Consider the following 17,287-nt stretch of genomic DNA (forward strand, 5'->3'; position numbering starts at 1 on the left):
TACTCCTTATTTGAAGAAGATTGATGGGTCGCCCGCCTTGCGGGTTAAGCGGCCATTTTCCATGAGCCCCATGGTTTCCATCCAGGCTTCAAACTCCGGTGCCGGACGCAACTTCAGCAACTGCCGCACGGTAGCGGTATCATGGAATGAAGTGGTTTGATAATTCAGCATGATGTCGTCGCCAAGCGGCATACCAATCACAAAGTTAACCCCGGCGGCAGCCAGCAAGGTGACAAGGTTTTCATTGGAGTTCTGATCAGTATCAGCATGGTTGGTGTAACAAGCATCACACCCCATAGGTATACCCGACAGCTTGCCCATAAAATGGTCTTCCAAGCCGGCACGAATAATTTGTTGGTGGTTATAAAGGTACTCAGGGCCGATGAACCCAACCACGGTATTAACCAGGTGTGGCTTGTAACGCTGAGCTAGCGCATAACAACGCGCTTCCATCGTCATCTGATCGGCACCATGGTGCGCGTCTGCAGACAGCTCCGAACCCTGACCGGTTTCAAAGTACATCATGTTCTCGCCAGCCAGATTGCAATACTGCTTACCGATCTCATAGGCTTCATCAAGCATCTCAACGCTGACGCCGAACTCTGCCAGGCCTTTTTCCGACCCCGCGATACTCTGGAACAACAACCCACCCGGTGCACCACGACGTACGGCTTCCATTTGAGTACTGATATGGGCGAGCACACATGGCTGAGTAGGAATATCCCACTTGGTGATCACATCCTGAATGGCATTGAGCATCTGGGTGGTATTCTCAATGCTGTCAGTGACAGGGTTAATACCGATCACCGCATCACCACAGCCGAAGGTTAAGCCTTCATAGGTCTGGGCCAAGATAGAGTTAACATTGTCTCGGGTATCATTAGGCTGCAAACGGCAGCTAAAGTGTCCCGGCAAACCTACAGTGGCGTTGGCCTTAGTGATGACTGGCATCTTGCTGGCGCCGTACATCAAGTCGCCGTTCGAGCAAAGCTTGCCCACCGCCGACACCATTTCTGCCGTAAGACCCTTGCGAAGGCGCTGCATATCTTCATTACTGATATCGTCGCTCAACACATACTCGCGCAGCTCGCTCACCGACCAGTTCTGAATTTTCTCGAACATGGTACGATTCAGGCTGTCTTGGTTGATGCGGGTGATCATGTCACTCTCATAGCTGACCACCGGATTCTCGCGCAGATCTTTCAGCGTCATTTCCGACAATACATGCTTAGCAGCAACTCGCTCCTGCGCAGTTTGTGCCGCTACTCCCGCCAGAATATCGCCGGAGCGAAGGTCCGAAGCTTTAGCAAGTACATCTTTTACATCCCTGAATTGGTATGTTTGGCCAAACAGGTGGGTTTTTAACTTCATGTAACAACTCCTTTTAAGACGGGAAGGCGAGAGATTTCACAGTTAAGGGCACAATCTCCCCGCCGAAGTAACTGTTGCCGATATCGATATAGTCACCTTCATGGGTGATCACTTCGTCAATGACACTGACGGGCTGCGGTTGCAGTTTGGGCTGTAGCTCCATTCCTACAGCCTTTCCGATATCGTTGTGGACAATGACCAACGCTGGATCTTGGTGATTACCATGCTGCTGGTAGAAACGGGCCAATTCCTCTGCCACGTGCTGCACGGCTTGGTAGCGCACTGGCATACCGCGATCGAGGGCTATCGCGTAGCGGTCGCAACCGAGGGCAAGATCCATCCTCTCGGCAGCAATGACAATCTCATCGCATATCGACGGCCGCGGCTGCATCCAATCCACGGCGGGATGAACAACCGGGATATTCTTTAGAGGCAGCTCGTCCGAGTTCAGCCAGATTGTCGAACCCGATAAAGTCAACGAATAAGCACCAGCGCCAATCACCGTGGCTCGCAGTGTCTGATTGGGCCGGCGCACTGGATAATTTGCCAGCCGGCCATGACGGAGCAGCGAGAGTGCCAAGCTTGGCCCGACGTCGCCAAAACCTGCCGCCAGTCCCTGGCTATCTGACTGGTAGTAACACTCCCCGACACCGCCACTCAGGAAAACAGCATCTAAATCCTGATGTTCACTAAGCGCCGAGGTTTGCAATAACTGTACAGCCAAGGGGGAAAGCTGCCCTTCCATTACCTCAACAATCAAGTCGGCCATGCGTTCAACCATACGCTTGAGATGATCGGCGGTGATCTGGCGGGGATGCAACGCCTCACCAAAGAGATCCTGCATTACGGCAATGGCTGGCTTGTGGACATATACCACATCCCCGTTGTCGTTTAGCTCCACCAGACGGCCGCCAATATTGAGGCAGGCAGTTTCCAACACCCGGCCACAGTCGAACACGACATAATTGGAGGTACCGCCACCAATGTCGATATTCATCACTTTCAGGTGATTATTTTGCGCCAGCTCCTGTGCGCCGCTACCTCGCCCTGCAATAACAGATTCAAGATTCGGCCCTGCCGTCGCAACCACGAAGTCCCCCAGCCTTTGTGACAACGCCATAATGGCATCACGGGCGTTGTGAGCCTTCGCCGTTTCACCGGTAATAATGATTGCCCCGGTCTCAACCTTCTCGGCCAAGCCGGCCAACTCGATTTGCTGCTCTATAAACTGCTGCAGCCGAGCTGAATCAATGGTGCCTTCACGGTTAATTGGCGTAAAAGACACCGGGCTCTGATAAACAATTTCACGTTCGATGAACTCATACACGGGTACTTGCGACGCCGGAGCTCGGTTAACCACCGTCAGGTTGGAAAAAATAACCTGCGTCGTCGTCGTACCAATATCGATACCGACGCTATGAATGACTTTCCTGTCCATCAGCAATACCCTTCCGGCAGAGTGCCAGCTAGCATCTGCTGTAAAAGACTGGCTACTTGGCCCGGGCTAACATCGCGAGGATTTCCCTGCAGGCAGATATCCTTCATCGCCTGCTCAGCCAGCAAAGGAATATCTCGCTTGGCAATATCAACGTCGGCCAGCGAGGTCGGTAAGCCTAAATCCATGACCAATTGACGTACGGCATGCACGGCTGCCCGGCAACGCTCTCGCGATGTCATTGATTCTCGCCCCACCCCCAGCGCGTTCGCCACTTCAGCCAGCTCGGCTTCGCAACTAAGCGCGTTGAATGCCATGACATAAGGCAGCAAGATAGCGTTGGCCACGCCGTGGGCCAGGTGATAACGTGCCCCAATCTGATGCGAGATAGCATGGGTTAGCCCTAACCCAGCATTGCTGAATGCCAGGCCAGCCTTGTACGCGGCTACCGCCATGTCATAACGTTTATCAATATCCTGGCCATACCCCACGGCAATCGGCAGGGCTTTACCAATCGCCTCAATTGCGTGGTAGGCATAGGCTTTCGATAACGGGTTAGAGTGGCGCGAGATGTACGCTTCGATAGCATGGGTAAGAGCATCAATCCCCGTAGCGGCAGTGATCCCAGCGGGCACGCCAAGCATCAAGGCCGGATCGATAAGCGCCATATCAGGCACTAATGCCGGCCCCTTCACAGGCACTTTGATGCCCTGCGCCAAATCCTTGATCACGGTAATATCAGTAACCTCGGAACCGGTTCCTGCAGTGGTAGGAATCGCTCCTAGCCCGACACGCCGTGAGGCGATACCGCCGGCTCGAAAATCAGTCAGTTTTCCGGCATAGTCCCCCAGCACAGCAATGGCTTTCGCGGCATCCAGCGCCGAGCCACCGCCCACTCCGAGGACAAAGTCGGCACCGCAGCGACTAAGCGTTTCGCTACCAGCCTTAATACAATCTGAGTCCGGCTCACCGGCAATATCGGTAAATAGCGTAAGCTCTAGCCCTGATAACGCTATTGCCGCTTCACAACTCGCAGTCAGGCCAAGTTGGTGAACCTGCTTGTCGGCAACCAAAAGTACTTTGGTCGCGCCCAACTCCTTCAACACCTCCCCCAGCTGGTTGACGCAATGGCCACCCGTGACAGTGACAGCCGGAGAGCGAAAAGTGAAACCGCGGTGCGGCCTAAATTGAGTTAGCGTTTGCTGGACTATCGACGCAATATCAGCCTGTGACACATTCATCGCTTACTCCTTGCCTGCCAACCTCAAGCCATAGCTCGCGATTGCCAATGGTGTTAGATAAAGGGCTCGTGAGAATTCAACCACCTTGGTAGCAGGAAATGACTTGCGGAAAATGTCACTGAATCCCGCAATCAGGGTACCACCGCCCGTCAGGTACATAGCATTGGGCTGATACCCAGCTATGTGGCCTGCAACAATGTCGGCCATTTTTTCGATCACCGGCTTGGCCATCGCAGCAATCAAGGGATCTTCATGGCTGCGGCGCTTTTGTTGCTCGGCCTCATCCATATCGACCCCAAGCCCGCCAGCTATGGTCAAACTGACATGGCGGCCGCCCGATGGCTCGTCCAAAGAGGTCACTAATTCACCACCGGCAATAATGGCAGTCCCTGTGGTCCCGCCCCCCACATCAATCACCGCGCCTTGTCGGATCTGAAGTAGCTCGGCAACACTGCTGGGTTCGTCAATCACATGGCTAACCAACACCCCTGCAGATTCCACCACATTGATGGAAATACGCGGGTCAGTACCCGGCGGATAGGAAGTAATGGCATGCTCAACGCTAACGCCAAGTTTTTGTTCCACTTTGCGCAACTGCTCACGTGCAATACGGCAGGCACCGACATAATCGACCACCACCCCATCGCGCACAACATCCGCCCAATCAAGGAAGGCCGCAATGGGTATCCCGCAACCATCCACCACAACGGTCTGGATATCAGCAGTCCCCAAATCAATCCCGACATACCATTGTTCTGGTGCCGCAATCGGTGACTCATCGTTCACCAATTCATCGATAAGCAAAAGGTGCTGGTTAACTTGTTCGAGCAAACTAGTCATAGCTAGACAATCCTGAAGGCATCGACTGCGGTACACCGGCGCTTACGGGTAAAGGTCAATGCGTTGGTCACCCCTTCCCCGGTTGGTGTCGATATGGTCATGGTGGTCCATCCCTCGCCACCGGCACCAATGGCAGCGATTGCAGGCCCGTTTTTGGCGAGCAAACTGCAGTCCATTTCAAATGCCATGCGGGTCAGGACATCGATGTTCTTCGAGTGGATAGCAGCCGTATGACGATTGCCATTTTCCAGCTCCACCGCCCAATCAATGGCTTGATCAACATGCTTGGCCCTGATCAGCGGCAGGATCGGCATCATTTGCTCGGTAGTTGCAAAGACATGATCTTTCCCTGCATCGAAGATCAACAGTCGGGTATCGGCTGGAACTTGGATATCCGCGGCTGCGGCAATTTTGGCTGCATCACGGCCAACCCACTTGGGATCAGCCGATGGGCTCTCGCCCGGATAACCTTTAAGTACCACTCTTGCAACGGACTCAGCCTGAGCGGGTGTTAACTCATAGGCACCGTGTTGGCACATACAGGTTTTGAGCTCATCAGCTATCGATTCGACCGCAATGATTTCTTTCTCCGTGGCGCACACAATATTGTTATCAAATGATGCCCCCTGCACGATAGAGATCGCAGCACGTTCCAGATCAGCCGTTTCATCTACCACGACAGGCGGGTTCCCCGGCCCAGCGGCAATCAAGCGCTTGTCGGTCACTTTACGCGCGGCTTCCACCACGGCGTCACCGCCTGTCACCACCAACAGACCAATCCCCGGATAGCAAAACAAAGCTTGCGCATTTTCCAACGATGGATTTGCAACTGTGGTGCAGATATTGGCTGGGCCACCAACACTTTCGCTGGCCTTGTTAACTAGCTGGATGGCATGTTGGGAAACTTTCTTGGCAGCAGGGTGCGGTGCAAACACCACGGCATTCCCTGCGGCAATCATGCTGATCGCATTGTTGATGACGGTGCAAGACGGGTTAGTGCTCGGTGTTACCGACGCAATGACTCCCCAGGGGGCATTTTCCATCAGGCTCATGCCCGCATCGCCAGAAACTGCCTGGGGAGCGAGGATTTCGGTGCCCGGTGTACGTTGTGCAACCAGCAAGTGCTTGGCAATCTTGTCTTCAACACGCCCGAACCCCGTTTCCTCTACCGCCATGGTAGAAAGCGCTTCGGCATGCTTTTTAGCCATACGGCGAATGGCTAAAATCATCTCGTCGCGTAAAGCCAGCGAGCGGATTTGCTTTTGTGCCAGCTTCGCCGCGGCAACCGCCCCATCCAACGTTGGATAAATACCATAATCACCGGCTTCGTTGCCTGAAGAAGTCTTGCCATGGGCCACATCAAGTTGCATGACAACACGTCTAACAATTTCTTCAATTTGCTGCTGATCCATAATGAATCTACTCCATGCAACAGGTTAAATTTTTCGATAAAGCTGTTCACGTGACGCAGTGACTTCATCGATGATCCCCACCACGCAAAGATCAACCGGTGAACCGGTTTGCAAATCGCCGTAAGCTGCTCGGGCTGGACTGCCCGACACCACCATGACCCATTCGTCCTCTCCGGCCCCGAGCTGATCCATCGCGATATGGATCTCCCCCATGCCATTGCCTTGCTTGTCGATAAATTCCACCAAGCAAAGTTTATCCATCCGCATATGTTGACTGCGAACGGTAGCGATAACATGGCCTATGACCTTTGCGATGCGCATACGCACTCCTCATGCAATAACTCCCTCAGCCCACACTAAGGGAGAGCGTTTACTTCACTTTGATAGGGAAAACTTTCTCAAGATCCTGATGAGGACGGGGGATCACATGCACCGCAACCAATTCTCCCAGGCGCTGAGCCACGACAGAGCCAGCATCTGTTGCCGCTTTACATGACGCAACGTCACCACGGATCAGCGCTGTCACATAACCAGAACCGATTTGCTGATAGCCAACCAGCTCAACCCGAGCAGCCTTAACCATGGCATCCGATGCTTCAATTAGCGCCGTCAACCCTTTGGTTTCAAGAATTCCTAATGCGTCCATTTGCTTCTCCTTGGATTATTTTGTTGTGCGGGCCTTGGATGCCGCAGGTTTTTCTGCTTCTACTTCTGTGGTGATAGGGAAAATCGCTTCCAGATCGCCATGAGGGCGAGGAATAACATGCACGGCTACCACCTCACCTAATCGCTGCGCAGCTGCCGCACCTGCATCAGTCGCCGCCTTGCATGCAGCCACATCACCGCGCACCATTGCAGAAACGATGCCCGAGCCAATTTGCTTATACCCCACCAGCTGCACGCGAGCCGCCTTTACCATGGCATCCGACGCTTCAATCAATGCAGTTAGCCCTTTGGTTTCAATAATGCCTAACGCTTCCATTAACTATTCCTCAACATTTTTGTTTACAGTTATCGACACAGACATGAAGCCAATACCGAAATATCAACGATATCGTTCGCACTGCAGCCGCGAGATAAATCATGTACCGGAGAAGCCAAGCCTTGCAGCATTGGCCCCAACGCTATATATCCGCCTAGCCGCTGGGCAACTTTGTAGGCAATGTTGCCGGCGTTAAGCGAAGGGAAAATAAATACATTCGCCTGCCCTTCCAGAGGGCTGTTGGGCATTTTTTGGGCGGCAACCGCAGGGACTATTGCCGCGTCAAATTGCACCTCACCATCGATGATGAGGTCAGGGCACCGCCGGCGAACCATTTCTGTTGCTTCGGTCACCTTGCTCACCGTTGGATGTTCAGCACTTCCTTTGGTCGAAAATGACAGCATCGCAACTCGCGGCGTTTGCCCGGTGAGCTTTGCAAAGTTAGCTGCGGTATCGATCGCAATATCTGCCAATTGCTCTGCAGTCGGCAGTGGGATCACACCGGCATCGGAAAAAGCGTGCACAGACTCGCCGTCTGGCGACAACATCAAAAAGAAGCTTGATACCGTTTTGGAGCCCGGGGCTACGCCTACTCCGCGTATCGCTGCTCTAATGACATCCCCCGTGGTCGAGATATTGCCGCCGATACACACATCGGCATAGCCATGGGCCACCATCATCATGGCGAAATCCAATGGCTGTTTGAGCCTGGCAGCCGCATCTTCAGCGGTAATTGGCTTTCGCTGCCTTGTCACATAACTAGCGACCATTTCATCGAAGCAGCCTGCAGACTCCGGCGAGAGTAAGGTAAGGCATGGAACGGCAATGCCGCTACGGTGAGCCAAATCGCGCAACTTGAACGGATTGCCCACCAAAATAGGCTCCACCAGTCCCGCCAGTTTCATCTCGTTGGCGGCATGCAGTAGGCGAACATCCTCGGCATCGGGAAAGACAATACGTTTAGGTGCTTGGCGGCAAGCTTCACGGCACATTTCAAGCAACTTCATTGCCTAACCCCTTGAGGATGTCCCGATGGCCTTTCTCACACTGCAGCACCAAAATCATCACCACATACACCGCACTTGAAAGTCGATTCAATCCCGCTACGATATCGTTACGACTCAGCTGCATGCAGTCATCGAGATACACCTCGCTAGCGAGCAGCTCAAGTTCACGCACTAGGGCGCGCAAGTAATTCAATTGCGCAACCTGTTGGCCGTAGCTCACTTCCGGCAGGAGGTGATCATGGCCAAGATAGGCCAATGGCTTATGCGACCAGCGATGCACTTCATCGGCGTCAAACTCACCCAAGCTTGGCAACGGTAGCGGTTGTTCGGTTACTTCGGCTTGCAGTAACTGGCCCAAATAGGAACGGATGTCCGCCATAAACCCCTTGAGGATCTCCGGTTGGTTCTCCATCGCGCACTGAACCATGACACAAAAACAAATACAGCTATCAAGCTTGCCCCGCAGAGCAATTCTTGGATGGGTTTTCGGTACCAAGACCTGGTCATTCAGGTGTGTCATCAGTGCAGGCTTATCGGCAATATTCGACCCGCACATCACACACGCATTTTCTGGCCGTGCGTTATTGGTTTTTAATGGGTGAACTTGTTTGGTTGAGGTTTTCGCCTCATCTTGCTCATCGATAAAGACCCGCCCGCTGTCATCACGCCATTTCACTGTTATCTGTCGTTCGGTGATCATCTGCTGAGCCGAGGGCGTGAAACGGGTACCTGCTGGCAAAAAAATCTCACCGCCAGCACGCAATCCCACATGCTGGCGAAGGTAGTCCTCTGTAATAAATGCAGGCGTGATTTGACTGTCCATGGCTATGCCCACTCAGCCGGGTAAGTGATATAGACATAACGAACATGGGTAGGCGTGCCAAACTCCACTGTGCTTCCCTTGGGAATAAATATGACATCGCCAGGCTGGCCAATGGTGGTGCCTGAGGCTGTTTTGACGTGGAACTCACCTTCCAGTACCACATTGACTTCGTCGTAACACAAGGTCCATGGGAAGAAGGCGTTCTCCCACCCCATATATCCCACACCCATATTGCTGTTGTCCTGGGCTCCGATAACATCAGTAAGCCCGATATTCTTGCCAGGCGCCCCATCGAATTCGCCAAGCTGAACCGCACTCCCCCTGACCAGCACAATGCCATCATCATTGATTTGGCGGGCTGATGGCGGCGCTTGCACCCCAAAATCTTGCAATGCTTTATTGATCAACTCTTTGATTAGCGCGCTTTGATCACTGTCGACACCAGATAGCTTCGACTCAATTTCCGACTGGATCTTGGCAGCCAGTCGCTGCTGGCATTCCACCTCACCTGTCTGTGCGTTCTGCACGGTATCGCTACCTGCTTGCACTTCCGGTTGGGAGATGACTGATTGTTGGCTTGGCTCTTTATCCAGTAACTCTATGCCCTCGACATTAGCGACATCACGGGCTTCTGGCGTGATAATGTACTGCGCCAACGGTACGATCAGGTAACCCTTCTTATCCGCTTTTGCTTTACGTATATCTGCAGCAGAAATTAACTGTTTCATTACCGCTTCCCTTGCAAATTGAATGGACTCATTCAGCGCTTACTGGCTGAAGAGAAAGTAAATGCTCATGAAGTTGCTCAATTGAAGACCCGTCGTAAATTGAGGTTCGAAAATAGGGCCCCGCTACCCCCTCAGCCCTCAACAAATGTTCGGCCCTACCACAGTCAGCACCTTCAACATCAGACTTACTGATCACCGCTACAATATTCTTGTTCGGGTATACCCTTAACAAACCGCTCGGCGCACTGACACGTTTAGCATCCGCCGGCTGAAGAATCACAATGGTTTTTACCGTCGAAATAGTCGAAAGCAATGCACCACTCCACGAACGGTTATCGACGAACTCTCCGGGTGTATCGATAACGCTGCCTTGGTAAAAAATAGCGGCCTGTGTTTTTCCGGTATTTGTATCTGTATTTAAGAGCTTATTGATCAGTGCCGACTTACCTGCGTCCACCTCACCAATAAAGGCGATATTTGATATTTGTTGGTTATTCATATCATGTCCGTGTTATTTCACAGGTGTTATAAGATAAAGTGGTATTGAGTACAGAAATAACGGTCTTAAGCGCTTCATCGACGGATGCAACACTACCAGTGATAACCAAAGCCCCAGAGAAACGATCTAAAAAGCCAATATTTACATTTGCAGATTTCGTTGCAATATCACCGGCAATAATTGAAGTTTCGCCTGGCGTCAGGGTCAAAATCCCAATCGCACCTTTACTCTCCACCCCAACTCGCTCGCACAACTCCTCAGTAGGATTCGCTACAAGATGGGCGAGTGTCACCTGCTTGCCCGGAACAAACTCCTGAATTATCCGCTCTTTACCCGAAGATAGATCTAACATTAGTGGATACTTAGTATAAAAACACTAATCCAATCTACACCTACGCATGGAGTTTTTATGAAACATCGATCACATAACTTTTTTTTGCTTTTATTAATTATTAAAGTAGTAAATAAAACATGATCGCAGTCACCAAATATAATGGTTTTATATTTAATGAAGCCGTAAAAAAACAACCGCAACAAATATCAACAACAAAACATTAACACCAACATCAACTATTAATTAACAGGTAATAATGTTTCAATTTAGATATAAGTATCAAAATGATAATTTTGTGGTTTTATTTTATTTATAAAAATTAATTCAAAAACATTTTATATTTTTTTTAGTCAAATAAAAAAGCCGATGCATAAACACCGGCTTTCAAATATTTACTTATTTATATTCCCAAGTTTACCTCAAGATACAGGATTCTGAGGGTTGTCAGCTCACTCTCTCTGTACCAGTATCTCGGGTATAGTTTTAAAGCGCTACAGCACCATGGGCTGGTTAGCTTTAAGCAGCTTCATACCTTGGATATGCTGGATAAACCACTTCACTATCGCCAATAGGGCAATAATAAGGCCAACAACCGGAATCACTTGCAGCACTTTGTGCAAGAATGGGCTGTATACCCAATACTCCGCGCCGGCAACAATGCCGGTGGTGGTCGCAGCCGTCACACCGAGTACCACAAAGAAAGTAAAAAAATAGAAGAAGGTTCGGATAATGGTGTAGTAATGGGTATAACTCAGCTCATCAGTCCCCTTGTTCAGCTTGTAAGCCGAGTAAATCACCGCAATGATACCAGAGATCATCAGTGTCAAAGGGGTAAGGAAGCTGGCAATATAGGCAAATCGCACTTCACGGCGTGGATCAGTAGACATGACTTTATCCATTGATAATTATGTTTAGACTAATTATCACATGTATTTTTGCGCTATCAAGTTTCAATAATGCAGACGCTGATCACGATCAAGCCTATCCGCGATAGTCTGTTATAGTGACCTAGAATAACAGCCTAGGTGAGCATCCCAGGCTGTTAGCAACAATGAGGTTATCACTCTTCGTTTGGTTGAGTGACCTCACTCCCGTCATTAATGCGGCGATGGCCCTCTTGCAGATGTACAAAGTCAACCAAATCATCCCCCCCCACCTGGAATGCTTGGCCAAAGCCTTTTACAAATAACCCCTGAGTCGGCTCGAAACGGAACATTTTGAAATCTTCCAAGCCGCTTAGCCCATCAACGATATCACCGAAGCGCTGTTTCAGTTGCTCTACCGCAACCTGCCACTTTTTTGTCTCGCGCTCAACCACTACAACATTGGCTTCGAACGTCAACCGCTTGCGAGCATAAATGGTTTTAGACGCCGCTTCGTCTTCAATCATCATCAGAGAAACCCGAGGGTTTTCCAGCAGATTACGAGCATGCTTAGCTATCTGGCTTATGAGTACGTAGTAACCATCATCCAGTAGCGCAAATGGTGCGTAACTGACATTGGGTTTACCGTCGGCATCTACCGTCGCCAACTGGATGGTCTGACACGACTGACGAAAATCCTTAATTTCGGGGCCAAGGCGGTTTTGCAGGCGCTCTTGCTTAACAGCATTCATTTTAACTTTCTCCGAGTCTAGCCCGATTAATGCAATGAACTAATCGGGCTTAATTATTATGTTATTTAAATCTTGTTTTAAGCTGCTGGAATTTATCAACCTGCTCTGGGAACAACTGGCGCTTCTTGTCACGCCCCAAATACACTTTGAATACACACTCTCCACGTGACGCAAAGAAGCCAATGAAGTAACTTTCCTGCCCCATGAATGGCTTGCTGACCAGAGCAATGTCCGTCACGAGATCTAGACGTAGGTGGCCATGCAGTTCGCCTTCTTTACCCATTAGATTGTAGTAACCACGAGCCTCTTTACCTTTAGGAAAAGGCGCTTTTACTTCAAAAATTGACGCCATGGAGTGAACGATGGTTGTAACCGGCCCCCAAGTCGGTAGGTCTTCCAGAATCGCTTTTGCATGCTCGCCCGGTAGCGCTACTACCAGCTCTTCGGGAAAAGCCATCACGACTTCCCCTTCGGTAACTCCCAACGTGTCGGCAATTGCCATGGCGTGCAATTTAGGATCTGCGGCAAGCTGCTCTGCAACTTGTGTTTTTAGCGATTCAAATGTAATTTTCTCAAACACGTTTTATCTCCAGGTACTTCCATCTACGAGTTCTAATGGGTAATAGTTAATTCGTTTACGCTGCAACTTGCTTCATCGCGTTCTGCTGCAGAACTTGAATCATTGACTGGGCCAAGGTCACAGACCAAAACGTCCCAGCCAGGGTCAACGACAGGTACTGACCTTCAAGCTTCACCAAGCCATTTTTTTGCCATGCTTCAAACAGCGGCAGGCAAAGGGCAAAGATATCTTGGGAGAACTTCTGCCTAAAATCTCTCGCAGACAGGAAACCACGGTCAAAACTGGCTTTGATCTCTGCATGCAATGCCGCATGGGGGCTAGACTTGGTCATCATAGCCAATGGCAATTGTTCTGCCTTTATCGCGTCGATATATGCGTCCAGGGTTCTGTGCTGCATGAAGCCGAAACCACCAACATTACCACCAGCTCCCGCACCTAAAGGCAATACCTCGGCGGAAGTCTTAGCCAGACTATTGTAAATACTGCGTTCACGGTTATCCCGTGCCCAATGGTTTCCACTCAAACGGCGCAGGTGGTGCTGTGCCATAAAGTTTACGCCATATTCAAACATCGATGCCTTGGTCGGCGTATCGGCAGGCTCTGGCAGGCGGCCTTTCTCTATCATGCCTTTCATTGGTGTACCGCCCATTTCAATCAATTGATAAAGGTCAACACCGTGTGCTCCACTCTCTAAAAAGTCAGTTAAGTCTTGCTGCCAGACTTGCATATCTTGATAGGGAAGACCAAACAACAGGTCGATAACGATTGGTGCTGCATTGGTCGCACTCAGAGACTGGATGCGCTCCATAACAGGCTCGCGATCATCTAGCCGTTTGGCCTTGCGGCGAACTGTAGTATCGAAGCTTTGTACACCGAAGGAAAAACGGTTGAAGCCTCCTTCCAGTGCCCCTTCGAACATTCGGTCATCGAAGCGATTAATACGGCCTTCAAGGGTAATTTCGCAATCTGTAGTTAAAGGGAAATACGCTTTCACCATTTTGCCTAATCGGGTGACTTGTTCGGCGGTGAGATCAGTAGGCGTTCCCCCTCCCACATAAACAGCACGGAACGGTGCAGCTTGCGTCCATGGCATTGACGCTTTGGCTTTCAATTCGACCATCAGCGCATCAAAGTAATCGTCAATTAATGACTGGCTTGACGCATACTGAAAGAAATTGCAGTAAGTACAGCGGACACGGCAAAATGGAATATGAATATAAAGACAACGGCTATTGGGGCTTTTCGGTACCGTTGATAACGCTTTAACCGCTAGCCCTTGCCTCTCCTCCTCAGCAACCATCGCCGACATACCACCAGCATGTGCAGAGCGCTTATTGGCAAATGCATACCGAAGCGGATCGGGCGTGTGCTTTCCCACTACTGCTTCGGTCAGTAGCTCTGGCGCCAGCCCAGCAGATTGTAATGCTTGTTCTTCAATCATCTACTTCTTCGTCGAGCTAGATACCTAGCCCCTCCTAAACCATCAGAGAATGATAATTACTCTTATTTGCGGCAATCATAAGCACCCCTAAATAATATTGCAAATGATAATTGATATTATTTCGATTACATGGATAATGAGAGTCATTCTTGATTGAAAGAGCGAAGTAATAGATTGCTCTTTAAGAAATTATTCAAAACTAACAAACACATATAGCATTATTTTGCATGGTTGGAGTAGAACAGTGAACGCGAAAAGATATGCCATAGCAGGTGTTGTTTCAGTACTTGCCCACAGCCTATTGCTTTCTGCTGTACCTAACAAAATGGTGATGGCGATGCCGGTTGGCACAGACTCAACCAAGGTCTCGCTAAACCTCATTGCCGCACCCACGCCTCAGCAGGCTGAACCTGTTACTTCCGAGCCGCTATCACCAGCTTCCGTCGAAGCGCCTCAAAAAGTCGTGAAAGAAAAAACGGCGGTGAAAAAGCTAGTAAAGAAAAAACAGCCGGAGCCTAAAGCTCAACCGGAGGAAATCAATCAGCCGGTACCGGAAAAGCCTGTTGAGAAAAACGTCGAGCAGAAGATCGCTAAAAAGCCAACACCGGTTCAGAAGCCCGTTGAAGTAAACCGGCCTAAACCGGTTGAGGATAAGGTTAAAACACCGGCTCCTACTCCACCGGCTGCAGATCAAGCAGCGTCAGGGGTAAACAGTGAACCCCAGCTCATCACTAAACCAACCTTCGCAACACGTCCTAGCCCAGTGACCTACCCGCGAATTGCCAAGCGTCGCGGGATTGAAGGACAGGTGTTGGTTGAGATTTGGATTGATGAGTCTGGAAAGCAGGTCAAACAGAATTTATTGAGATCATCCGGTGCAGAAATCCTTGATGAGGCAGCCCTAGAAGCCATCAAGCGCTGGCGTTTTTCTTCCCATATTGTTGATGGTCAGGCTATTGCCCATCGCGTACAAGTTCCTGTCCGCTTTAAGCTGGACTAGTATTTTATTGGATTCACTCATGGAAATGTTTCACTCCCTACAAAATCAATTTGGCCTGATGACAGCTCCTCTACTGCTCTGCTCAGCACTGACATTGATGATCCTTATCGAGCGTTGTATTCAGGTTTTGCTATGCACTGGTGTAGGCAGAAGTAAGATTGATGCGCTACTGGCAACGCAAAGCCGTACTGACGAAGCAGGCCTGGACCAGCTTGCAAACTCTCTCAAAGAAAAGCGCCCTTTGCTTTTCAAAGGTGTCTCCATGCTTATTTCTCACCGCCATTTTTCCAAAGCTTTACGGGAAGATGCCGCAGGGATCTGGCTTCAGCAAAAGCGCTCTCAGCTACGCTCGGGGTTGCGTCTGCTTAGCCTGATTGGCGTGATCAGCCCGCTTCTTGGCCTTTTGGGTACCGTGCTCGGCTTGATTGAAATGTTCAAGGGTATTGCCATTAGCTCGGGTGCCGTCACCCCTAACGATCTTGCTGATGGCCTTGGTCTGGCCATGCGCACGACAGCGGCAGGCTTGATCATTGCCTTGCCTGCAATCACGGGGTCACAACTGCTTGGCCTTTGGGCTGATAAGGTGACAGCAAAACTCGAGCATAGCCTCAACCACTGTAACCTATGGCTAGAAGGCTTGACCCTGGATCCTAATTGCCTGCCGAAAGTAGACAATGCCAAAAAGGCTGAAGCTGAGGCGGCGTCATGATTCGTACCCATCAAGGCGTCACCGGTGATGATGATCTAAAACCCGACCTGACCCCGTTGCTCGATATCATCTTTATCGTCATGGTCTTTCTTCTACTAACTGCCAGCGTAAAGCTCCAGTCACTGGATGTCGAACTACCACAGACAGATACCCAGGCGCTACAAGAAACTCAAGCAGATCCAATCACCGTTAATATCACGGCTACAGAGCCATACTGGGCACTGCAAGGGATACAAATCGACAGCTGGGATGCCTTCAAGGCCGCACTTCTCAAAGAAGTCAAAGCCAGCCCACACAAGCCCGTGGTGATTGGTGCTGACAGGGCAGGCTCAGTTGAAAACATGCTTAAACTCCTCGCTTTTCTACAGCAGAACAAAATTAAAGCGACACAATTATTAATGGAAGAGGACAAATAATGAAGCGTTTGGCTCTGGCTACCGCATTACTCCTTACTGCCACTGCATCGTACGCCAGTGAGCGCATTATCAGTGCAGGGGCAGCAATTACGGAAATTATCAATGCCATGGGGGCACAAGATCAGCTAGTGGCTGTTGATGTCACCAGTAAGTCGCTAGTCGATGAAGGCATGCCAGTACTGGGTTACCACCGCCAACTCTCGGCCGAGAGTCTTATTTCACTGACCCCTACCCGTTTACTGGGTTCGAATGAAATGGGGCCGAAAGCGACATTGGATCTGATTCAGCAAGCCGGTATTGAAGTGAATGTAGTCAACTCTGGCGAAACCGTGGATGATCTTCTGACCCGTATTCAACAGGTCGGTAAGCTGGCCCATACAGAACAAGCCGCCCTTGCTCTTCAAGCCAAGGTACGGGCCAAAGTCGATTCCATTCACCACAACCTCAAACAGCATACCAAGCAGAAAAAAGTGCTTTTTCTGATGATCCACGAAGGTCGCCCGGCGAATGTCGCCGGCCGCAACACCACCGCAGACAGTGTGATCCGCCTTGCCGGTGCCACCAACCCTGCAGCGGATGCGGTAGAGTCCTACAAGCCTATTTCGCTCGAGGCTATGGTTGACATGCAGCCCGATATTATCTTGCTGAGCTCGCGCACCCTCAGCCAGATCGGCTCAGCCGATGAACTCCTGCAAAAAATGCCCCTGCTCTCTGCAACCCCTGCCGGGCAGAACAAAGCGGTAGTGACCATTGACGGTACCGCGCTGATTGGTGGACTTGGCCTCAAAAGCCTCAGTGAAGCCGAACGCCTGAACCAAGTGTTTTACCATCAATAACCCATTACCGTTGATCTA

Annotated in this window: 21 protein-coding genes; 4 read left to right on the top strand and 17 right to left on the bottom strand. The window is 50.5% G+C overall.

The window, feature by feature from the left end:
- Window positions 1-6: 6 nt before the first annotated feature.
- The 17 genes from C9J03_RS06170 to hutW form a co-directional block, all read right to left on the bottom strand.
- Window positions 7-1,371 (bottom strand): ethanolamine ammonia-lyase subunit EutB, encoded by a 1,365-nt coding sequence (locus C9J03_RS06170; protein WP_044623540.1) that lies wholly within the window; start codon window positions 1,369-1,371, stop codon window positions 7-9.
- 13 nt (window positions 1,372-1,384) lie between these two features.
- Complete coding sequence (locus tag C9J03_RS06175; protein WP_044623541.1) at window positions 1,385-2,809, bottom strand: ethanolamine ammonia-lyase reactivating factor EutA; 1,425 nt, start codon at window positions 2,807-2,809, stop codon at window positions 1,385-1,387.
- Window positions 2,809-4,047 (bottom strand): iron-containing alcohol dehydrogenase, encoded by a 1,239-nt coding sequence (locus C9J03_RS06180; RefSeq protein WP_044623542.1) that lies wholly within the window; start codon window positions 4,045-4,047, stop codon window positions 2,809-2,811. Before C9J03_RS06180 ends, C9J03_RS06175 begins: the two co-directional genes overlap by 1 nt.
- A 3-nt stretch (window positions 4,048-4,050) precedes the next feature.
- A complete protein-coding gene (gene eutJ / locus C9J03_RS06185) occupies window positions 4,051-4,887 on the bottom strand; it encodes an ethanolamine utilization protein EutJ (RefSeq protein WP_044623543.1) in 837 nt (278 codons plus the stop codon).
- Between the two features lie 2 nt (window positions 4,888-4,889).
- Complete coding sequence (locus C9J03_RS06190; protein ID WP_044623544.1) at window positions 4,890-6,299, bottom strand: aldehyde dehydrogenase family protein; 1,410 nt, start codon at window positions 6,297-6,299, stop codon at window positions 4,890-4,892.
- A gap of 24 nt (window positions 6,300-6,323) precedes the next feature.
- A complete protein-coding gene (locus tag C9J03_RS06195) occupies window positions 6,324-6,620 on the bottom strand; it encodes a EutN/CcmL family microcompartment protein (protein ID WP_044623545.1) in 297 nt (98 codons plus the stop codon).
- Window positions 6,621-6,669: 49 nt separating this feature from the next.
- The gene (eutM, locus tag C9J03_RS06200) at window positions 6,670-6,945 is read right to left on the bottom strand and encodes an ethanolamine utilization microcompartment protein EutM (RefSeq protein ID WP_039461512.1); all 276 of its coding nucleotides are present in this window, start codon (window positions 6,943-6,945) and stop codon (window positions 6,670-6,672) included.
- Window positions 6,946-6,960: 15 nt separating this feature from the next.
- Window positions 6,961-7,281 carry an ethanolamine utilization microcompartment protein EutM gene (gene eutM, locus C9J03_RS06205; protein WP_039461513.1) on the bottom strand — a complete coding sequence of 107 codons (321 nt, stop codon included), beginning with the start codon at window positions 7,279-7,281 and terminating at the stop codon, window positions 6,961-6,963.
- A 29-nt stretch (window positions 7,282-7,310) separates the two neighbouring features.
- Window positions 7,311-8,288 (bottom strand): phosphate acetyltransferase, encoded by a 978-nt coding sequence (gene pta / locus C9J03_RS06210; RefSeq protein ID WP_039461514.1) that lies wholly within the window; start codon window positions 8,286-8,288, stop codon window positions 7,311-7,313.
- Window positions 8,275-9,111, bottom strand: a complete 837-nt coding sequence (eutT, locus tag C9J03_RS06215) for an ethanolamine utilization cob(I)yrinic acid a,c-diamide adenosyltransferase EutT (RefSeq protein WP_044623546.1) — start codon at window positions 9,109-9,111, stop codon at window positions 8,275-8,277. The genes pta and eutT overlap by 14 nt, the downstream gene beginning before the upstream one ends.
- A gap of 2 nt (window positions 9,112-9,113) precedes the next feature.
- Window positions 9,114-9,839, bottom strand: coding sequence for an ethanolamine utilization acetate kinase EutQ (gene eutQ / locus C9J03_RS06220; RefSeq protein ID WP_039461518.1), 726 nt, complete (start codon window positions 9,837-9,839; stop codon window positions 9,114-9,116).
- A 28-nt stretch (window positions 9,840-9,867) separates the two neighbouring features.
- Window positions 9,868-10,338: a EutP/PduV family microcompartment system protein gene (locus tag C9J03_RS06225; RefSeq protein ID WP_044623547.1), complete on the bottom strand. Its 471-nt coding sequence runs from the start codon at window positions 10,336-10,338 to the stop codon at window positions 9,868-9,870.
- 1 nt (window position 10,339) lies between these two features.
- Complete coding sequence (gene eutS, locus C9J03_RS06230; RefSeq protein WP_039461521.1) at window positions 10,340-10,690, bottom strand: ethanolamine utilization microcompartment protein EutS; 351 nt, start codon at window positions 10,688-10,690, stop codon at window positions 10,340-10,342.
- Between the two features lie 473 nt (window positions 10,691-11,163).
- Window positions 11,164-11,559, bottom strand: a complete 396-nt coding sequence (locus C9J03_RS06235) for a hypothetical protein (protein WP_039461523.1) — start codon at window positions 11,557-11,559, stop codon at window positions 11,164-11,166.
- A 173-nt stretch (window positions 11,560-11,732) separates the two neighbouring features.
- The gene (gene hutZ / locus C9J03_RS06240; protein WP_039461525.1) at window positions 11,733-12,287 is read right to left on the bottom strand and encodes a heme utilization protein HutZ; all 555 of its coding nucleotides are present in this window, start codon (window positions 12,285-12,287) and stop codon (window positions 11,733-11,735) included.
- 61 nt (window positions 12,288-12,348) lie between these two features.
- The gene (gene hutX / locus C9J03_RS06245) at window positions 12,349-12,867 is read right to left on the bottom strand and encodes a heme utilization cystosolic carrier protein HutX (RefSeq protein ID WP_039461526.1); all 519 of its coding nucleotides are present in this window, start codon (window positions 12,865-12,867) and stop codon (window positions 12,349-12,351) included.
- Window positions 12,868-12,922: 55 nt separating this feature from the next.
- Window positions 12,923-14,308, bottom strand: coding sequence for a heme anaerobic degradation radical SAM methyltransferase ChuW/HutW (gene hutW / locus C9J03_RS06250; RefSeq protein ID WP_044623548.1), 1,386 nt, complete (start codon window positions 14,306-14,308; stop codon window positions 12,923-12,925).
- Window positions 14,309-14,552: 244 nt separating this feature from the next.
- Here hutW and C9J03_RS06255 point away from each other — a divergent pair, with 244 nt between their 5' ends.
- The 4 genes from C9J03_RS06255 to C9J03_RS06270 are packed head-to-tail and all read left to right on the top strand — an operon-like array spanning window position 14,553 to window position 17,269.
- On the top strand, window positions 14,553-15,308 hold the full coding sequence (locus tag C9J03_RS06255; RefSeq protein WP_044623549.1) for an energy transducer TonB: 756 nt from the start codon (window positions 14,553-14,555) through the stop codon (window positions 15,306-15,308).
- A gap of 19 nt (window positions 15,309-15,327) precedes the next feature.
- The gene (locus C9J03_RS06260) at window positions 15,328-16,017 is read left to right on the top strand and encodes a MotA/TolQ/ExbB proton channel family protein (RefSeq protein WP_039461530.1); all 690 of its coding nucleotides are present in this window, start codon (window positions 15,328-15,330) and stop codon (window positions 16,015-16,017) included.
- Window positions 16,014-16,433 (top strand): ExbD/TolR family protein, encoded by a 420-nt coding sequence (locus tag C9J03_RS06265; RefSeq protein WP_044623550.1) that lies wholly within the window; start codon window positions 16,014-16,016, stop codon window positions 16,431-16,433. The genes C9J03_RS06260 and C9J03_RS06265 overlap by 4 nt, the downstream gene beginning before the upstream one ends.
- Entirely contained in the window at window positions 16,433-17,269 is an 837-nt protein-coding gene (locus C9J03_RS06270; protein ID WP_052829793.1) for a heme/hemin ABC transporter substrate-binding protein, read from the top strand. Before C9J03_RS06265 ends, C9J03_RS06270 begins: the two co-directional genes overlap by 1 nt.
- The last annotated feature ends 18 nt before the right edge of the window (window positions 17,270-17,287 follow it).

It is taken from the genome of Photobacterium gaetbulicola (assembly GCF_003025515.1).
Lineage (GTDB): Bacteria > Pseudomonadota > Gammaproteobacteria > Enterobacterales > Vibrionaceae > Photobacterium > Photobacterium gaetbulicola.